This is a genomic window from Amycolatopsis sp. NPDC005961 (genome assembly GCF_040629235.1).
Lineage (GTDB): Bacteria > Actinomycetota > Actinomycetes > Mycobacteriales > Pseudonocardiaceae > Amycolatopsis > Amycolatopsis camponoti.
The window spans coordinates 41706-58105 of the sequence record NZ_JBEXVF010000027.1 but is presented as its reverse complement, the minus strand read 5'-3'; the positions used below and the strand labels follow the sequence as shown (position 1 = coordinate 58105).

15 protein-coding genes are annotated in these 16400 nt (G+C 72.2%); 7 read left to right on the top strand and 8 right to left on the bottom strand.

The annotated features are described in order from the left end of the window. Positions 1-9: 9 nt before the first annotated feature. A complete protein-coding gene (locus tag ABZ342_RS24245; protein ID WP_155549289.1) occupies positions 10-588 on the top strand; it encodes a sigma-70 family RNA polymerase sigma factor in 579 nt (192 codons plus the stop codon). 586 nt (positions 589-1174) lie between these two features. On the opposite strand, the gene ABZ342_RS24240 is transcribed toward ABZ342_RS24245, so the two are convergent. Continuing rightward, positions 1175-1333: a hypothetical protein gene (locus ABZ342_RS24240; RefSeq protein ID WP_360476971.1), complete on the bottom strand. Its 159-nt coding sequence runs from the start codon at positions 1331-1333 to the stop codon at positions 1175-1177. A gap of 107 nt (positions 1334-1440) precedes the next feature. Between ABZ342_RS24240 and ABZ342_RS24235 the strand changes: the two genes are divergently transcribed. The 3 genes from ABZ342_RS24235 (at position 1441) to ABZ342_RS24225 (ending at position 6756) form a co-directional block, all read left to right on the top strand. Next, positions 1441-4254, top strand: a complete 2814-nt coding sequence (locus tag ABZ342_RS24235) for an AAA family ATPase (protein ID WP_360476968.1) — start codon at positions 1441-1443, stop codon at positions 4252-4254. Positions 4255-4311: 57 nt separating this feature from the next. Further along, the gene (sfnG, locus tag ABZ342_RS24230) at positions 4312-5424 is read left to right on the top strand and encodes a dimethylsulfone monooxygenase SfnG (protein ID WP_155549286.1); all 1113 of its coding nucleotides are present in this window, start codon (positions 4312-4314) and stop codon (positions 5422-5424) included. Between the two features lie 90 nt (positions 5425-5514). Continuing rightward, positions 5515-6756, top strand: coding sequence for an SLC13 family permease (locus ABZ342_RS24225; RefSeq protein ID WP_360476965.1), 1242 nt, complete (start codon positions 5515-5517; stop codon positions 6754-6756). Positions 6757-7221: 465 nt separating this feature from the next. Here ABZ342_RS24225 and ABZ342_RS24220 read toward each other — a convergent pair whose 3' ends face one another. From ABZ342_RS24220 to ABZ342_RS24205, 4 genes are all read right to left on the bottom strand, one after another. Then, complete coding sequence (locus ABZ342_RS24220) at positions 7222-8964, bottom strand: hypothetical protein (RefSeq protein WP_360476962.1); 1743 nt, start codon at positions 8962-8964, stop codon at positions 7222-7224. Positions 8965-9148: 184 nt separating this feature from the next. Next, a complete protein-coding gene (locus ABZ342_RS24215) occupies positions 9149-10273 on the bottom strand; it encodes a bifunctional RNase H/acid phosphatase (protein WP_360476959.1) in 1125 nt (374 codons plus the stop codon). After that, positions 10270-11007, bottom strand: coding sequence for a C4-type zinc ribbon domain-containing protein (locus ABZ342_RS24210; RefSeq protein ID WP_360476956.1), 738 nt, complete (start codon positions 11005-11007; stop codon positions 10270-10272). Before ABZ342_RS24210 ends, ABZ342_RS24215 begins: the two co-directional genes overlap by 4 nt. A gap of 9 nt (positions 11008-11016) precedes the next feature. Then, positions 11017-11838 carry a Nif3-like dinuclear metal center hexameric protein gene (locus ABZ342_RS24205; protein ID WP_155549282.1) on the bottom strand — a complete coding sequence of 274 codons (822 nt, stop codon included), beginning with the start codon at positions 11836-11838 and terminating at the stop codon, positions 11017-11019. Between the two features lie 347 nt (positions 11839-12185). Between ABZ342_RS24205 and ABZ342_RS24200 the strand changes: the two genes are divergently transcribed. From ABZ342_RS24200 to ABZ342_RS24190, 3 genes are read left to right on the top strand one after another with little or no spacing between them, the layout of a single operon-like run. Next, positions 12186-12647, top strand: coding sequence for a low molecular weight protein-tyrosine-phosphatase (locus ABZ342_RS24200; RefSeq protein ID WP_155549281.1), 462 nt, complete (start codon positions 12186-12188; stop codon positions 12645-12647). A 60-nt stretch (positions 12648-12707) separates the two neighbouring features. Next, a complete protein-coding gene (locus ABZ342_RS24195) occupies positions 12708-13538 on the top strand; it encodes an SURF1 family cytochrome oxidase biogenesis protein (RefSeq protein ID WP_360476951.1) in 831 nt (276 codons plus the stop codon). A gap of 50 nt (positions 13539-13588) precedes the next feature. Next, the gene (locus ABZ342_RS24190) at positions 13589-14206 is read left to right on the top strand and encodes an FMN-binding negative transcriptional regulator (protein WP_360476948.1); all 618 of its coding nucleotides are present in this window, start codon (positions 13589-13591) and stop codon (positions 14204-14206) included. 23 nt (positions 14207-14229) lie between these two features. On the opposite strand, the gene ABZ342_RS24185 is transcribed toward ABZ342_RS24190, so the two are convergent. From ABZ342_RS24185 to ABZ342_RS24175, 3 genes are all read right to left on the bottom strand, one after another. Further along, positions 14230-14667 carry a hypothetical protein gene (locus tag ABZ342_RS24185; RefSeq protein ID WP_155549278.1) on the bottom strand — a complete coding sequence of 146 codons (438 nt, stop codon included), beginning with the start codon at positions 14665-14667 and terminating at the stop codon, positions 14230-14232. 64 nt (positions 14668-14731) lie between these two features. Then, complete coding sequence (locus tag ABZ342_RS24180; protein WP_360476944.1) at positions 14732-15622, bottom strand: cobalamin biosynthesis protein; 891 nt, start codon at positions 15620-15622, stop codon at positions 14732-14734. Positions 15623-15686: 64 nt separating this feature from the next. After that, positions 15687-16370 carry an FCD domain-containing protein gene (locus tag ABZ342_RS24175; RefSeq protein WP_155549276.1) on the bottom strand — a complete coding sequence of 228 codons (684 nt, stop codon included), beginning with the start codon at positions 16368-16370 and terminating at the stop codon, positions 15687-15689. Between the last annotated feature and the right edge of the window lie 30 nt (positions 16371-16400).

Sequence of the window (16400 nt, the reverse complement as noted above, 5' to 3'; positions counted from 1 at the left end):
GCGAGCTTTATGGAAGCACTGGGCAGAGAAAGTCTCGGTCACGTCGGCCGCACTTCGTCCGCAACGGCGGTCGAGGCACGCCCCGACACGGGAGACGACCTCGTCCCGCTGCTGTACAAGGACTTCCGCGCCACCCTGTTTTCGCAGGTACTGGCCCTGACGAACCACGACCGGCAGTGGACCGAAGACGTCGTGCAGGAGACCATGATCCGCGCGTGGCAGCACTCCGGCACGCTCGAACGCGAGCCCGGAATGCTGCGCGGCTGGCTCCTCACGGTGGCGCGCCGGATCGTCATCGACGGCTGGCGAAATCGCCGGGTCCGCCCGCAGGAGGTCGCTCTGGAGATCCCGGAAAACGCCGAGTCCACCGATCGCGCGGACAGTTCGTTAGCCGCACTAACGATTAGCCGGGCAATGTCGGCACTGGACGAGAAATATCAGTCCGTCATCGCCGAGACATATCTCGCCGGAAACACCGTCCGGCAGGCGGCGACAATTCTGGGAATTCCCGAGGGAACCGTCAAATCGCGGTTGTACACGGCGATGCGGCAATTGCGTAAAGCGCTCGGGGAAGTGACGGTGCGATGAGGGCGAAGCACCGCGACGCCGCGGCTTACGAACTCGGCGTCCTCGACGATGCGGGAGAGTTCGAAACCCACCTCGCGGAGTGTCCCCGGTGCCGCGAACTGCTCACCGGCTTCCACCCGGTGTCCGCGGCGCTGGCGGAGGCGGCCCGGCTCGGGTACCTGCCGGGCGGCGGTTCCCCTCCCGGTGGTTCCCCGGTCTCCGGCGGGCCGGTCGGTGCTGGTGCCCCGGCTTCCGGTGGTTCCCCCGGTGCCGGTGCCCCGGCCCTCGGTGGTCCCGCCGACCACGGTTCGCCCGCCTCCGGTGGCTCCGCCGATGCCGGTGCCCCGGCCTTCGGTGGTCCCGCTGGTGCCGGTGCCCCGGCTCCCGATGGTGCTCCTGGTGCCGGCGTCCCAGCCTTCGGTGGTTCTCCCGGTACCGGTGCCCCGGCCCTCGGTGGTCCCGCTGGTGCCGGTGCCCCGGCTCCCGATGGTTCCCCCGGCCCCGGCTCCCCGGCCTCCGGCAGCGTCTCCGCCTCCGGTGGCCCACCCGCTACCGGCGACCCGGTCCCCGGCTCCACCCAGCGGCGGCCCGACGCGGCCGGCGTCGGCTACCCGCCGCCGAGCGAGGGGTCCGCCCGGCGGCGAAAGCCGTGGGTGTTCTCCCGCCGGCGGGGGATGGTCGCCGGCGTGCTCCTGCTGGGCGGGACGATCGTCTGCGCGGCCCGGCCGGCCGTCGCGAGGACCTGGTCCGCTTTCGCTGCGTCCATCGTCTCCCCTGCTCAGGTTGTGGCCGGTACCGGCCATGACCTGCGGGATCTCCCGTGGTCAGCCGGTTTCCAGTAGTCTGCCCCAACCCAACATGAAAGTCCTTACGGTGGATACCGAAGTAAATCCCGAGCATCCCGTCCGCGGGGCTTCGGTACCGAAGCGCCCCGCTCCGCGGCTCCCCGGCCGCGAGCCCGAGCTCAGCCGCCTGACCAGCCTGTTCCCCCTCGCGCTGGACGGCACGGCCGCGAGCGCGGTGCTGGTCGGCGAGTTCGGCATGGGCAAGACCGCCACGCTCCACACCGCCGCGGCGCTCGCCGCGGACGCCGGATTCACCGTCGCGGTCGCCACCGGGTCGCGGCTGGAGAGCCACCTGCCCGGCGGGGTCGCCCGCCAGCTGGCCGACGCGCTCGACGATCCCGGCGCCCCGCGCCCGCCCGTCGCCGACCTCTGCGGGCCGGCCGGCGAGAGCGAAGCGCTCGACCTCTTCTTCCGGATCATCCGGGACGCGACCGAGCGGGGCCCGCTGTTCCTCGGCATCGACAACGTGCACCTCGCCGACGCCTGGTCGATGCGGTGCCTCGCCTACATCCGGCACCGCGTGCTCGACCTGCCGGTGTTGATCATACTCACCTCCCTGATCGGCCACCCGCCGCACCGCGAGGTCGCGCTGCTGGAGATGGCCGGCTGCACGCCGGCGACGATCACCCTCAACGGCCTCGGCGACGCGGGTGCGGCGGAGATCCTCGGCCTCGCGCCGGGCGAGCTCGCGACCGCCTGCCGCGAAGCGACCGGCGGCAACCCGTACCTGCTGCAGGCGCTGCGGCCGCGGCTGCTGCCCGGCGCGGACCCGCACGAGCTCGGCTCGTCGCTGATCGGGCAGGTGCTCCACACGCGGATGGCGGAGTTCCCGGACGCGCCGGCGATCCTGCACGCGGCCGCGATCCTCGGCGAGGACGCCGGCTTCGACCTGCTGGCCCAGCTCGCCGGCGTCGACGAGCTCGACGCGCTGCAGGCGATCGACACGATGGTCCGGCTGCACGTGCTGAACAACAGCAACGCACCGACGCTGACCTACCCGTTCGTCCGCAACTCCGTGCTGCGGGACATGCCGAAGACGACGCGCGCGGTCAACCACGCGCGGGCGGCGAAGCTGCTGTCGGAGACCGGCGCGCCGGTCGAGCGCGTCGCCGCGCACCTGCTCGAAGCGACGTCGATCCGGATCCCGTGGGGTGTGGACGTCCTGCGGCTGAGCGCGCGCAACGCCGTGTTCTCCGGCCGGCCCGAGCTCGCCTCGCGGCACCTGCGACGGGCACTGGAGGAGCGGCTGACGTCGGGGCGGCGGGTGGCCGTGCTGCTGCAGCTGGCCCACGCGGAGTTCCAGGTCGACCCGCCCGCCGCGGCGCAGCGGGTGCGGGAGGCCGTCGACACCATCGGCAACCGCGACACAGCCGCGTTCATCGCCTCGGCGATGCTGCTGTCGCTCTGCGGCGGCCAGGACGCGCGGCTCGCGATCAGCGCGGCCGGCCAGATCGCCGCCCGGCTCGACGCGGGCGGCCCGGACGCCGTCTGGCCGCTGCTGTGCATGACCTACCTGGCCGAGGCCGGCAGCCGGCTCGGCCCGCCGCCGGAGTTCCGCGACTTCGAGGAGCAGTGGGCGCCGCTGACCGACCCGGCGGCGCAGCGCAGCCGCTCGGCGCTGCTGGCGCTGGACGCCGTCCGCAGCGGCGAGTCGGCACCGGACGCCGTCGGGCACTTCGCGGACGCGCTGAGCCTCACCGCGGGCGCCGCCGCCCCGGACCCGGCCGGCGACGAGCCCGAGCTGTTCGAGCAGCACTACTTCTTCACGCTGGCCACCGCGGTGCTCGCGGACGAGCCGACGCTCGTCGACCGGCTGTGCCGCGTCCTCGACGTCGAGCGCGAGCCGTGGGACGTGCACATCCCGCACGGCGCGCTGCCCACCCTGGCTCGCGGGATCGCGCTGCAGGCCAGCGGCGACCTGCAGCGGGCGAGCGTGCACTTCGAGTCGCTGCTGCGCCGCTTCGACGAGCGCGGCGGGACGACGACGTGCCCGGTCGGCGTGCTGTGCGCGGCGAAGCTCGTCGAATGCTGGGTGGACCTGGGCCGGTTCGAGGCGGCGACGTCGCTGCTGGACCGGATGGACTTCGTCGCGAGCCAGGGCCTGTTCACCCACACCTACCTCCTCTACGCGCGCGGCCGCCTGCGCGTCGCGACCGGGTACACCCGCTTCGGGTTCGAAGACCTGCTCAGCTGCGGCCGGAGGCTCGCCCACCACGGCATGCGGTTCCCGGGTTTCGTGCCGTGGCGCGCGCACGCGGCGCGGGCCGCGCTGGCGCTGGGCCAGGCCGACGACGCGGCCCGCTTGGCCGAAGAGGACATGAACGCGTCCGCCCGCTGGGGCGCGGCGCGGCCGCTGGGCACGGCCCTGACGACGATGGGCCTCGTCCGCGAGGACGACGAAGCCGAGCGGGCGCTGAACAAGGCGATCACGACGCTCGGCTCGTCCCCGGCCCGCCTCCAGCTGGCGACGGCGCTGACCGAGCTCGGCACCCTGCAGGCGCGCCACGGTCAGTCCGAGAAGGCCATCGAGACCCTGCGGCAGGCAGTGGAGCTGAGCGAGCACTGCGGCGCCCGTCCGCTCGCCCGGCGCGCGGCGGAGGAGCTGCGGTCGGCGCGGCGGACGTTGACGCCGGCCAAGGACAACGAGCACGGCTTGACGCGGCAGGAGAACCGGATCGCCGTCATGGCCGCGCAGGGGCTGACGAACCGGGAGATCGCGACCGCGCTGCACCTCACGCGGCGGACGGTGGAGCTGCACCTGTCCGGCGCGTACCGCAAGCTCGGCATCCCCGGCCGCGCGGAACTCGGTGGCGCACTGGCGAAGTCCCAGCGCGGCGGGTGAGTTCCCACCGCGTGGACGCGCGTTGACCGGCTCCGGCGTCATTGCTCTACTCGGGCCATGTCGCTCGAAGAGCCGTTGAAATTCGCCTACTGGGTCCCGAACGTGAGTGGTGGCCTCGTCACGTCCGACATCGAACAGCGGACGGACTGGGGCTACGAGTACAACAGAGACCTGGCCGTCCTGGCCGAGAACAGCGGGTTCGAGTACGCGCTTTCGCAGGTGCGCTACACGGCCAGCTACGGCGCCTCGTACCAGCACGAGTCCACCGGGTTCAGCCTGGCGCTGCTGCTCGCGACGCAGCGGCTCAAGGTGATCGCGGCCGTCCACCCCGGACTGTGGCACCCCGGTGTGCTGGCGAAGTTCATCGCCAGCGCCGACGTCATTTCCGGCGGGCGCGCGGCGGTCAACGTGGTGAGCGGCTGGTTCAAGGGCGAGTTCACCGGCCTCGGCGAGCCGTGGCTGGAGCACGACGAGCGCTACCGGCGGTCCGAGGAGTTCATCCGCGTGCTGCGCGAGCTGTGGACGAACGACCACGCCGAGTTCCGCGGCGACTTCTACCGGATCCACGACTTCGACATCAAGCCGAAGCCGGTGGCGGCCCCGCACCCCGAGATCTTCCAGGGCGGCAACTCGACGGCGGCGCGCAAGCTCGCCGGGAGCGTGTCGGACTGGTACTTCAGCAACGGCAAGGACTTCGACGGCTTCAGCGAGCAGGTCGCGGAAGTGCGGGGGTACGCGGCGTCGAACGCGCGCACTGTCCGATTCGGACTCAACGGGTTCGTCATCGCCCGTGAGTCGGAGAGTGAAGCTCGCGCGGTCCTGCAGGAGATCGTCGCGAAGGCCAACGTCGAGGCGGTGGAGGGGTTCCGGTCGGCGGTGGCGCAGGCGGGAAAGTCCACTTCGGACGCGAAAGGCATGTGGGCCGACTCGGAGTTCGAGGACCTGGTGCAGTACAACGACGGCTTCCGCACGAAGCTGATCGGCACGCCGGAGCAGATCGCCGACCGGGCGATCGAGTACAAGAAGCGCGGCGCTTCGCTGTTGCTGCTCGGGTTCCTGCACTACCTGGAGGACGTCGAGCACTTCGGCAAGCACGTGCTGCCGGTGATCCGGGCGAAGGAGCAGGACCTGGCGCGCGGCGCGGCCACCCCGGAGCCGCTCGGCGTCTGACCCGGGGCCGCCGGGGCGCCCCCCCGTTCTCGACGCTACCCGAGAGCACCGACAAAACCGGGGGGCGAAACCGTCGGCTAGCGTGAGCCGGTGAACTTCTGGGCAGGCGCGGGAAGCCTGATACTGCTGGCCGCCGTGCTGGTCTTCGCGATCGTGCGGCCGCGTGGCTGGCCCGAAGCGGTCGCCGCGGTGCCGGCGGCCGGCCTCGTGCTGCTGCTGGGGCTCGTGCGGCCGGAAGCGGCCGGGCAGCGCGCTGTCGAGATCCTCCCGACGCTGGGCTTCCTGGCCGCGATCCTGCTTTTGTCCTTTTTGGCCAGTGTCGACGGTGTCTTCACCTGGCTCGGCAACCGCCTGGCCGAGGCCTGCCACGGCAAGCCGCGGCGGCTGCTCGTGCTCACCTTCGCGGCGGCATCCGGAGTGACCGCCGTCCTCAGCCTGGACGCCACGGTCGTCCTGCTCACCCCGGTGGTTCTGGCGACGGCGACGAGCCTGCGTCTCCCACCCCGCCCGCACGTCTACGCCTGCGCGCACCTGGCGAACTCGGCGTCGACGCTGCTGCCGGTGTCCAACCTGACGAACCTGCTCGCGTTCGGCGCCTCGGGGCTGACGTTCGCCGGGTTCACCGCGGCGATGGCGTTGCCGTGGCTGGTCACCATCGCCATCGAGCTGCTGGTGTTCCTGCGGTTCTTCGCCGCCGACCTCCGTCCGCGCGAGACCGCCGAGCCGAAGCAGCACCTGGAGACGCCGACGTTCGCGCTGGTCATCCTGGGCCTGACCCTGGCCGGCTTCGCGCTGGGCCCGCTGGGCCACGTCGAGCCCGTGTGGATCGCGGCGCTGGCCGCGCTGATCCTCGGCACCCGCGCCCTGGCGCGGGGCACGATCAAGCCGTGGCAGCTGGTGACCGAAGCGGCGCCGCAGCTGTGCCTGTTCGTGCTGGGCCTGGCGGTCGTGGTCGAGGCGGTCTCGGAGCACCTGCTCGGCGGCCTGCTGCGCGACGTCCTGCCGTCGTCGGCGGGCCTGGTGGACCTGCTGCTCGCGGCCGGGGTGGCGGCGCTGCTGGCCAACCTGGTCAACAACCTCCCGGCGACGCTGATCCTGCTGTCCGTCCTGGGCCCGCACCCGGCGCCGGGGGTGCTGCTGGCGGTGCTCCTGGGGGTCAACATCGGCCCGAACGCGAGCTACCTGGGCTCACTGGCGACGCTGCTGTGGCGCCGCACGCTGCCGGAGCACCCGTCGGCGAAGACGTTCCACGCACTGGGGGCGATCACGACGCCCCTGTGCCTGGTGGCGGCGACCGGGGCGTTGTGGCTGAGCTTGGGCCTGCTGACCTGAGTCAGCCGGGCATCGCCACAGGTGCATGGGATACCTGGTGCGTGCTCGATTTCACGGAGCTGTCTCCAGATGGGGAAGATCTCGAACAACTCACCCGCGAACTCTGCCTCGCTCTCGACTACCGAATCCGGTGGTCGGACCACGGCGCGGACGGCGGCCGTGACCTCCTCCTCGAGGAGCCGGGAGACCCCGTGCTCGGCAAGAAGGTTCGCATTTGGCTGGTTTCCTGCGCACACACTGCCCATGCGAAGAGTGGTGCCGGACGCGCAGTAAACGGTGAGGATCTCGGATCGGACCAAGCTTCCTCATCAGCTGCGCAGCATTGACGAGTGGCTGGACGCGGCCGAAGCCTTGAAGCTGCCCGAAGGCCACGAGATCCGCCCGCGAGGTGTCTTCCACGATGACAAGCATGGTGGTCACCTGGTACTTCGGCTACCTCCACGACGTCTGTTCAGGCGGGCTGAGTCAGCCGGGCATCGTGATCGTCTGGCCCGGCTTCATCGTCGCGCCGCAGTCGTCGAGCGGGCCGCCGAAGCGGTCCGCTGCCACGGCCGGGATCGTCTTCGCCGCGTAGTCCTGCGCTGCCTTGAGCTTCGCCGGGTCCGTCGCCGCGTCCTTGCGCACCCAGTCGCCGTTGCGCAGGCCCTCGATCGGCGAGCTGTAGATCAGCACGTAGTCGCGGTCCAGGCGCGGGTCGAGCGCGATGCCGTTGCCCGCGGCCCACGGGCCCCAGGAGTGGATGAACGTCGGCTTCACCGTGTCGAACACGTAGTTCCGCAGACCCGCCAGGTCGTTGTCGTGCACCAGGTCGGCGATCGGCTTGTTGACCAGGCCGGCCATGTCGACGAGCTCGAGCCGGCTGGTCATCGACGAGCCGCCGAGGTCCGGCAGCAGCAGGGACGCCTTCTGGATGCCCAGGATGTCCGCGTACGTGTTGAAGCCGCGGCCGAAGCGGTCCGCCACCAGGCACGCCGTGATGTTCGGGCTCTTCGCGAACTTGTCCGCGGCCTGCGCGAACCCGATGGCCGACGGGACGAACGCCCCCACCAGCACCACGACGATCCCGATCCGCAGCAGCGCCCGGCGGTGCTTGAGCAGCTCGCCCGCCGAGAGCGTGCCGGCGATGACGGCCAGCGGCCAGATCGGGCTGGCGAACCGGTGCTGGTACATCCAGTCGGCGACCATCACGCCGTACGCGATGATGCCCAGCGCCAGCGGCACCAGCAGCGCGATCAGCGGACGCCGCCACGGCGCCTTGACCAGCGCGAACGCGATCACCAGCGCGAGCAGGACCACGCCGGCCCAGCCCGCGTAGCCGGCCAGCTCGAAGGGCCGCTTCAAGGCGTCGAAGCCGGGCAGCCCCTGCTGCTTGGCGACCGACGGGTTGGCCAGCAGCCGCCCGAACTCCGAGTGCCGCCAGACGACGTACGCGCCGAACGGCACGGCGAACGCCGCCACCGACAGCAAAGCCAGGCGGAAGCTCTTCCAGAACAGGCCGCCGCGCAGCAGGAGCAGCGCCGCCAGCGGGTACGCGCCCGCGTAGATCAGGCCTTCCGGCCGGGTCAGCGCGGCGAACGCGACCAGGACGCCCGCCCAGAGCGCGACCTTCGGCGTCAGCAGCTTGTCGCGCTTGACCGAGACGAACAGCGTCACGGCGAGCGTGACGACCACGAAGGCGAACAACGAGTTCTCCAGGCCGGACACGACCCAGATGACGAACGACGGGATCGTCGCCAGCGTCAGGCCCACGACCAGCGTGACCAGCCAGGCGAAGCGCGTGAAGATCTGCTTCGCGGCGATGTGGCACGCCGTCAGGATGCCGCCGGTGAAGAGCAGGCCCAGCGCCTTCGGGAACAGCACGTAGTCCGGGAGGCCGAACAGCAGGCCGTGGTCGAACAGGCCGACGAGCTTGCCGACGCCGAGCAGCACCATCCACGTCGGGTCGGAGAAGCCCTCGACCGGCGGGGCGCCCGGCTGCAGCACCGGGCCGAGGCCGTCGGCGAAGCTGCGGGCGTAGGAGAACGTGATGGCGGCGTCGTCGACGATCCAGTGGCCGTAGCGGGTCGCGTGCACCGCCACGGCGGCCATTCCCGCCAGGACGGCCAGCACCGGCGCCAGCCGCGAGCCCCAGCCCCGCGTGGTCGTCACGGGCGTGGGCTCCTCGGGGACGTCGCTCGGGGAGGTCTCGGTGAGTGCGCTAGCCGTCATTTCCTCGTCACTGTTCCGCCCGCAGGCCTCTGCCGGTGGGATACGCACGAGCTGGCGCCCCATGAAGCGCGCCCGAGGCCGGACCCGCCACCGCGGCGACGCGGTCGAGACACTGTAGCCAATACCCCATCGGGGGTCCGGCACGCGTCGGCATTGAGCGTGATCCACCCCACATTTCAGGTGGTCAGGTCAGGTGCGAGGTGTCGTTGACCAGCCGCACCGAAGCGTTCCCGTCCGGGTAGAACTCGACGATCGACAGCGACGCCAGATCGAGGTGCAGCCGGAACAGCAGCTGCGGGCCGGCGTCGAGCCCCATCCGGAGCAGCGTCTTGATCGGCGTCACGTGGCTGACCAGCACCAACGTCTTCCCGCCGTGCTCGGCGATCAGCTCGTCGCGGGCCTTGCGGACGCGTCGGTGGACGACGTCGAAGCTCTCCCCTCCGGGCGGCGGCACCGCGCTGTCGCCCAGCCACGCACCGTGGAGCTCGGGGTCGCGCTCGGCCGCTTCGGCGAACGTCAGGCCTTCCCAGTCGCCGAAGTCGGTCTCGATGAGGCCGGGGTGGGTCTCGACGCGCCCGCCGAGCGCGTCGGCGACGGCCTGCGCGGTCTGCTTGGTGCGGGTCAGCGGCGAGGAGATGATCGCGACGCTCTCGCCGTCGACGACCAGGCCCTCGGTCGCGGCCAGCCGCTTCGCCGCCGCGGCGGCCTGCGATCGGCCCAGCTCGGTCAGCGGGACGTCACCGCGGCCGGAGTAGCGGCGCAGCGCCGACATCTCCGTCTGGCCGTGGCGCAGCAGGAGCAGCCGGGTCGGGGTGCCCTTCGCACCGGTCCAGGCCACCGTCGCGCGGTCGGGCCGTCGGGTCGGGAGCTTCGGGGCGGGCTTCCCGGCGGCGGGCTTGCCGGTGGCCGCGTCCATCGCTTCGTTGGCGAGCCGGTCGGCGTGGGAGTTCTGGGCCCGCGGGATCCACTCGTACTCGACCCGGGAGAAGCCGGCGGCCAGCTCCTTGGCCCGTTCGGCCAGCGGCTGCATGTCCGGGTGCTTGATCTTCCAGCGCCCGGACATCTGCTCGACGACGAGCTTCGAGTCCATCCGGACGTCCACAGTGGACGCGCCGAGCTCGGCCGCGGCGGCCAGCCCGGCGATCAGGCCGTTGTACTCGGCGACGTTGTTGGTGACGACGCCGAGGCTTTCCTTGCGCTCGGCCAGGACCTCGTCGGTGGCGGCGTCCTTGACGACCGCGCCGTAGCCGGCCGGGCCCGGGTTGCCCCGGGAGCCCCCGTCCGCCTCGACGACCACATGCGACGTCACAGACCCGACTCCATGGTCCGGACCAGCACCGCGCCGCAGTTCTCGCACTGGATGACGTCGTCCTCCGGCGCGACCTTGATCTCGGCGATCGTGTTGCGGTCCATCTCCAGCTGGCAAGCGCCGCAGCGGCGGGCCCGCAGCAGCGCGGCGCCGATGCCCTTCTGCTCACGGACGCGCTCGTACAGCTTGAGCAGCGGCTCCGGGAAGCGCGGCAGCAGCTTCGCGCGGTCTTCTTCGCGGCGCGCGCGGGTGGTGTCGAGGTCCTTGAACGCCTCGTCGCGGCGGGCGACCGCGGCGGCGACCTCGGCCTCGGCCTTGTCGACCTCGGCGCCGGTGCGCTGCGCGTCCAGGCCGAGGGCCTCGCGCTGCTCCATCAGCTCCAGCAGGTCGTCTTCGAGCGCGCTCTGCCGGCGCTGCAGGGTCTGCAGCTCGTGCTCGATGTCGGTCATCTGCTTCGAGTTCACCGAGCCGGACGCGAGGAGCTTGCGGTCGCGGTCCTCGCGGGCGCGGACCGACTCGATCTCCTTCTCCTGCCGGGCCACCTCCCGGTCGAGGTCGGACGCGGCGGTCTCCACCGACACGAGCGCGTCACGGCGCTCGCGGGCCGTCTTCTCCCCCGCGTCGATCTCGGCCAGCTCGGGCAGGGTGCGGCGGCGGTGTGCGGTGCGCGAGAGCTCGGCGTCCACCTTGGCGAGCTCGAGCAACTGGCGCTGCACGGCGGGATCGGCCTTCACGGTGCTCCTCTAAATAGATGTGCGCTCGGCGCGGACGTTCCACGGGTCGGTGCACCGCGTGGAGACGTAGGTGTCGACGTTACCCGCAAACGCCTGCGCCACGACCAGCGAGGCTTGCCCGCACCAGGGCCATTCGCTGGCCCAGTGGGTCAGCCCGACCAGCGCGGGCACCGCGCCCGGGTTCGCGAGGTGCTCACCGGCGGGGTGATGCCGCAGGTCGGCGGTGACGAAGGCGTCGACGCCGGCCGCGGTGGCCTGCTTCAGGTAGGAGTCCCCGGCGCCGCCGGAGACGGCGACGGTGCGGATCGGGCGGTCCGGGTCGCCCGCGCCGAGCACGCCCGGCACGGTCGCGGGCAGGGCCTCGGCGACGCGCTGGACGAACGTCGCGAACGGCTCGGCCTCGGGCAGCTCGCCGATCCGGCCGATGCCGGTGACGCCGTCTTCGTTGGGCGCCAGCGGGCCGGTCACGCGCAGCCCGATCGCCTGCGCGAGCGCATCGGAGACGCCGGGGTCGGCGGAGTCGGCGTTGGTGTGCGCGCAGTAGAGCGCGATGCCGGTGCGGATCATCCGGTGCACCAGCGAGCCCTTGGCGGTGTCGGCGGCGACGCCGTGCACGCCGCGCAGCAGCAGCGGGTGGTGCGCGACGATCAGCTGCGCGCCGAGGTCGGCGGCCTCGTCGACGGTCTCGGCGACCGGGTCGACGCAGAACAGCACCCGCGTGACGGGCTCGGCGGGGTCGCCGCAGACGAGGCCGACGGCGTCCCACGACTCGGCGAGCGCGGGCGGGTAGGCCTGCTCCAGGACGGTGATGATTTCGGAAAGCGCGGGCACCGGGGGATCTTCGCATGTACGCGTGCGAGCCCCGCGAGTGCTGGCTGTGCGCTACGCGGTGATCTCCGGCTTAGGTCCCAGCTTCGGTCCCGCGGCGACGTGCATCACCCGTTAGTGGCGCCCCGGCGGCGGGTCCACCACCGCCGCCGTGAGCGCCGGGGCGGAGCGTCAGTTGCAGTTGCCGCAGCAGCCGCAGCCCTGACCGGTGCACTTCGAGCAGCATCCGTGCATGATCGCTCTCCTTCCGGTTCGCGTCCTCGCGGGAACGACGCTAAGTGGCGGCGCGGGGCAGCGGGTACCGCCGAGCGAGCGGGTGACCGGGTGAACCGGCCGGTTACGCTCGCGAAATGACGCACCTCGTCTTCGTCTGCTCCGGCAACATCTGCCGCTCCCCGATGGCGGAACTCGTCTTCCGCGCGCACCTCGAGGACGCCGGCCTCGGCGACGTCGTGCGCGTGTCCAGTTCCGGTACCGGGGGCTGGCACGCCGGAGAGCCCGCCGACAAGCGCGCCCGCGCGACGCTCGAAGCGCACGGCTACCCCACCGCGCACGTCGCCTCCGAGGTGTCGGACGAAGACCTCGCCGCCGATCTGCTGCTGGCCGCCGATGACGGGCACGCGGAGTTCCTGCGCGCCCGCGTCGACGATCCCTCGAAGGTGCGGCTGCTGCGGTCGTTCGACCCGTCCGCCCCCGGCGGCGCCGAAGTCCCGGACCCCTACTACGGCGGTGACGACGGCTTCGAAGACGTCCTCGGCATGATCGAACGCTCGGTGCCCGGTTTGCTGGATTGGGTGCGTTCGCGCGGGTAGAAGTCACAGGTGACGGAGGTCGGCGGGCGCCACGGGCGGGGCACCGCCTACCGTGGTGGGGTGCGGTTGCGGTTCCTGCTCAAGCCCGGGTGGCTGGCGCTGACGGTGGTGGTGTTCACCTTCGCCATCTGCTGCTTCACGCTGCTTTCACCCTGGCAGTTCAGCCGCAACGCCGAGCGCGAGCAGCAGAACTCCGCGCTGGAGGCCTCGTTCACCGCGCCGCCCCTGCCGCTGACGCAGCTCCTGCCGCCGGGGAGCGCGCCCGACCAGCACACGGAGTGGCACCTCGTCTCGATCACCGGCCAGTACCTCGCGGACAAGGAAGTCGTCGCGCGGCTGCGGACGGTCCAGGGCGAGGGCGCCTTCGAGGTGCTGACGCCGATGCGGACCACCGACGGCACGGTCGTCCTGGTCGACCGCGGGTACGTCCGGCTCGACAGCAAGTCCGGCGTGCTGCCGTACGCGCCGCCGCCGGCCGGGATCGTGTCCGTGACGGCCCGGGCGCGGGCGGACGAGACCGACCCGAAGAACCGGGACGCGTTCGCCGACGCGTCGACCGGCGGGCAGCTGCAGAGCTACGTCGTCGACTCGCGGGTGGTCGCGCGGGCGGGGAAGCTCGACATCCGGCCGGGGTACTTCCAGCTCGACACCGATCAGCCCGGCGTGCTGGGTGCGCTGCCGCTGCCGCAGACCGACTCGGGGCCGTTCCTGTCGTACGCGCTGCAGTGGATCGCGTTCGGCGCGATGGCTCTCCTGGGCTGGCTCTACTTCACGGTGCGGGAGCTGAAGCCGGGTGGGGCCTTGGTCTCCGGGGAGGCTCCTGCGCGGCGGAAGTCCGTCGCGGAGATCCTGGCCGAGGACGAGCTGGCCGAAAGTGGCCATCAGAAGTAGCTCGAAATTGGCCCTTCTTCGGGGCCACTTCCCGGCGTGACACTGGGCTCATGCTGATCCACCCCTGGGACGCCGCTTCGGACGCGGAGTGGCGCGAATGGCTGTCCACGCACGACTTCGGCCAGCTGATCGCCGGCGGCACGGGCCGCGACCTGCCGGTGGTGACCCCGGCGCACTTCGCGTTCGACGGCGACCGCACGGTGGTGACGCACCTGGCGCGCCCGAACCCGATCTGGCCGCTGCTGGAGGAACACCCGCGAGCGCTGCTGACGGTGGTCGACGACTACACGTACATCCGCGCGGACTGGAACACGGACGCGGACCCGGCGTTCGGGGTGCCGACGTCGTACTACGCGACGGTCCAGCTCGAGGGCGACGTGCGGCTGGTCGACGACCCGGACTCGAAGGCTTCGTTGCTGGAGAAGCAGCTGCGGCACTTCGAGCCGGACGGCGCGCGGGCGCCGGTGAGCGCGGCTTCGGACTCGCCGGACCGGCGGTTGCTGCCGGGGATCCGCGGGATCGAGTTCACGATCACGGGTGTGCGGGCGAAGTTCAAGTTCGGCGGGAACAAGACGGAGGAAGACCGGGACCGCATCGGGGGTCGACTGGCCGAGCGCGGCGGCCGGCTCGACGCGGAGGCGTTGACCCAGCTGCGCCGGCGCGGCTGAAGCCGCCGCACCGGCGGTCCGCGTCAGCCGCCGCAGGCCGGGACCGGGAGCACGTCCAGGAACCCGTGGATGGTTTCGCCCGTGGTGTGGTTGAGCGCGTCGGCGGTCATGTGCTGGGTGACGCCGGGTTGGTTGGCCGTCGCGTGCTGCTCCCGGATCCCCATGGTCGTCGAGACGTCGTCGCCGGTGAAGAAGACCAGGCCGTTGTCGGCGAAGGTGATGGTCCAGGTCTGGCCGGCGACGTTCGTGTGGATCTCGAACTCCTCCCCCACGACGAACGACCCGCCGGGGCCGTCGTCGTCGTGCTTGGACTTCAGCGTGAACGGCGTGCCCAGGCTGCCGGACTTGTCCTGCTCGTAGGTGGGACCGCAGCGCCGCTTGGCCTCGGCGGTGCCGCCGGTGACGACGAGGGTGACCAGGCTCGCGGCGACCACGCCCGCCGCAATGTGCTTGTACCGCACGAAATCCTCCCGTATCTCTGCGAAGCGTTGCCTACGCCTGTCGATACGCGGAGGAGTTACAGCGTCAGCGCGAGCGGCGCCGGAAACCCGCCACCACGGCCAAAACCACCGACGTCACCGCGGCCAGCCACCCGACGACCCGGGACAGCTCCACCGCCCGCGTCACGTGCCCCGCGTCCGGGTTCCGCCCGACCCCGAGCACCGGCAGCTCCGCCACCCCGTGCGGGTACACCGTCCGCCCGCCGACGCGGACCTCCAGCGCCCCCGCGAACGCCGCCTCCACCCGGCCCGCGTTGGGGCTCGGGTGGGCGATCGTGTCGCGGCGCCAGGCCCGCCACGCGCCGCCCGCCGAGCCGCCGACCACCGGGGCCGCCAGGACCGTCAGGGCCGCCGCCATGCGGGTCGGGACCAGGTGGACCAGCTCGTCGAGGCGGTCGATCGCCCAGTGGCCCTGCCGTCCGACGCGTGACCGGCGGAGCAGGCTCACCGCCCGCGCGCCGAGCAGGCCCGGGACCCCCGCCACCGCGCCCCAGACCAGGGGCGCCACGACCGCGTCCGACGTGTTCTCCGCCAGCGTCTCCACCGAGGCCCGGGACAGCCCGACCAGGTCCAGGCCGTCAGCCACGCGCGGGTCCAGCTCGGACAGCGTGGACCGCGCCGGGGCGAAGCGGGACTCCTCGAGGTCGCGCGCCAGCTCCGTGCCCTGCAGGGCCAGGCCGGCCGCGCCGAGCACCGCCCACGTCGTCACCGCCGTCGCCGACGCCTGCACCAGCGGACGGCCGCGGCCGGCGCGCTCGAGCAGGAGACCGCCGGCCACCGCGGCGCCCGCGACCGCGAGGCCCGGGCCCTGCGCGAGCCGCCGGAACGCCGTCACCGGGGGCCGGCGACGCGGGTCACCGAGGGCGCCGTCGGCCGCCACGCCCAACACCAGTCCGATCGCGCGCGCCGCGCTCACCCGTGCCCCCCGGCAGAAGAAAGTCCAGTTCCCGAGGGAGGCTACTCGCCTCCGCGGCACCGGCTTATTCGACCAGCGCCGCGATCTCCTCGCGCGCCTGGACGACGATGTCGCGCATCGCCCGCTCCGCCCGGTCCGCGTCGCCGGCCGCCACCGCCGCGGCCACCTCCAGGTGGAGTGCCACGGCCTCGGGCTGCGGCTCCGGCGGCATCAGCCCGTGCCCGGTCCGCCCGGTGAGCACCTCCGCGACGACCTCGGACAGCTGCGCGAACATCGGGTTCCGGGACGCGCCGAGCAGCAGGTCGTGGAACGCGATGTCGAACTCGAGGAACGTCGTGAGGTCGCGCGCCCGGGCCGTCCGCGCCAGCCGCTCCCCCAGCGCGCCGAGCCGGCCGCGCTCCTCCGGCGTCGCGCGCAGGGCCGCGTACCGCGCCGCGCACGGCTCGATCGCCGACCGCAGCTCGTTGAGCGTAGCGAGGGCCGTCGGCCGCGCGGGACCGTCGAGCTGCCAGCGGATCAGCCGCGGGTCGTAGTGATTCCACTCGGCCGGCTCCCGGACGATCACCCCGACCCGGCGCTTGCTGGTGGTCAACCGCATCGTCTCCAGCACTCGGACGACTTCGCGCGCGACAGTCCGCGAAGCGCCGAAGCGCTCCTGGAGCTCTTCGGAGCGCAGGACGGTGCCTGGTGGCAGCGCTCCGTTGGCGATCGACGCGCCGAGGGCGTCCAATACCTGCTCGTGTCCCACTCGGCCAACCTAGCCGTCTGATTCGATTAA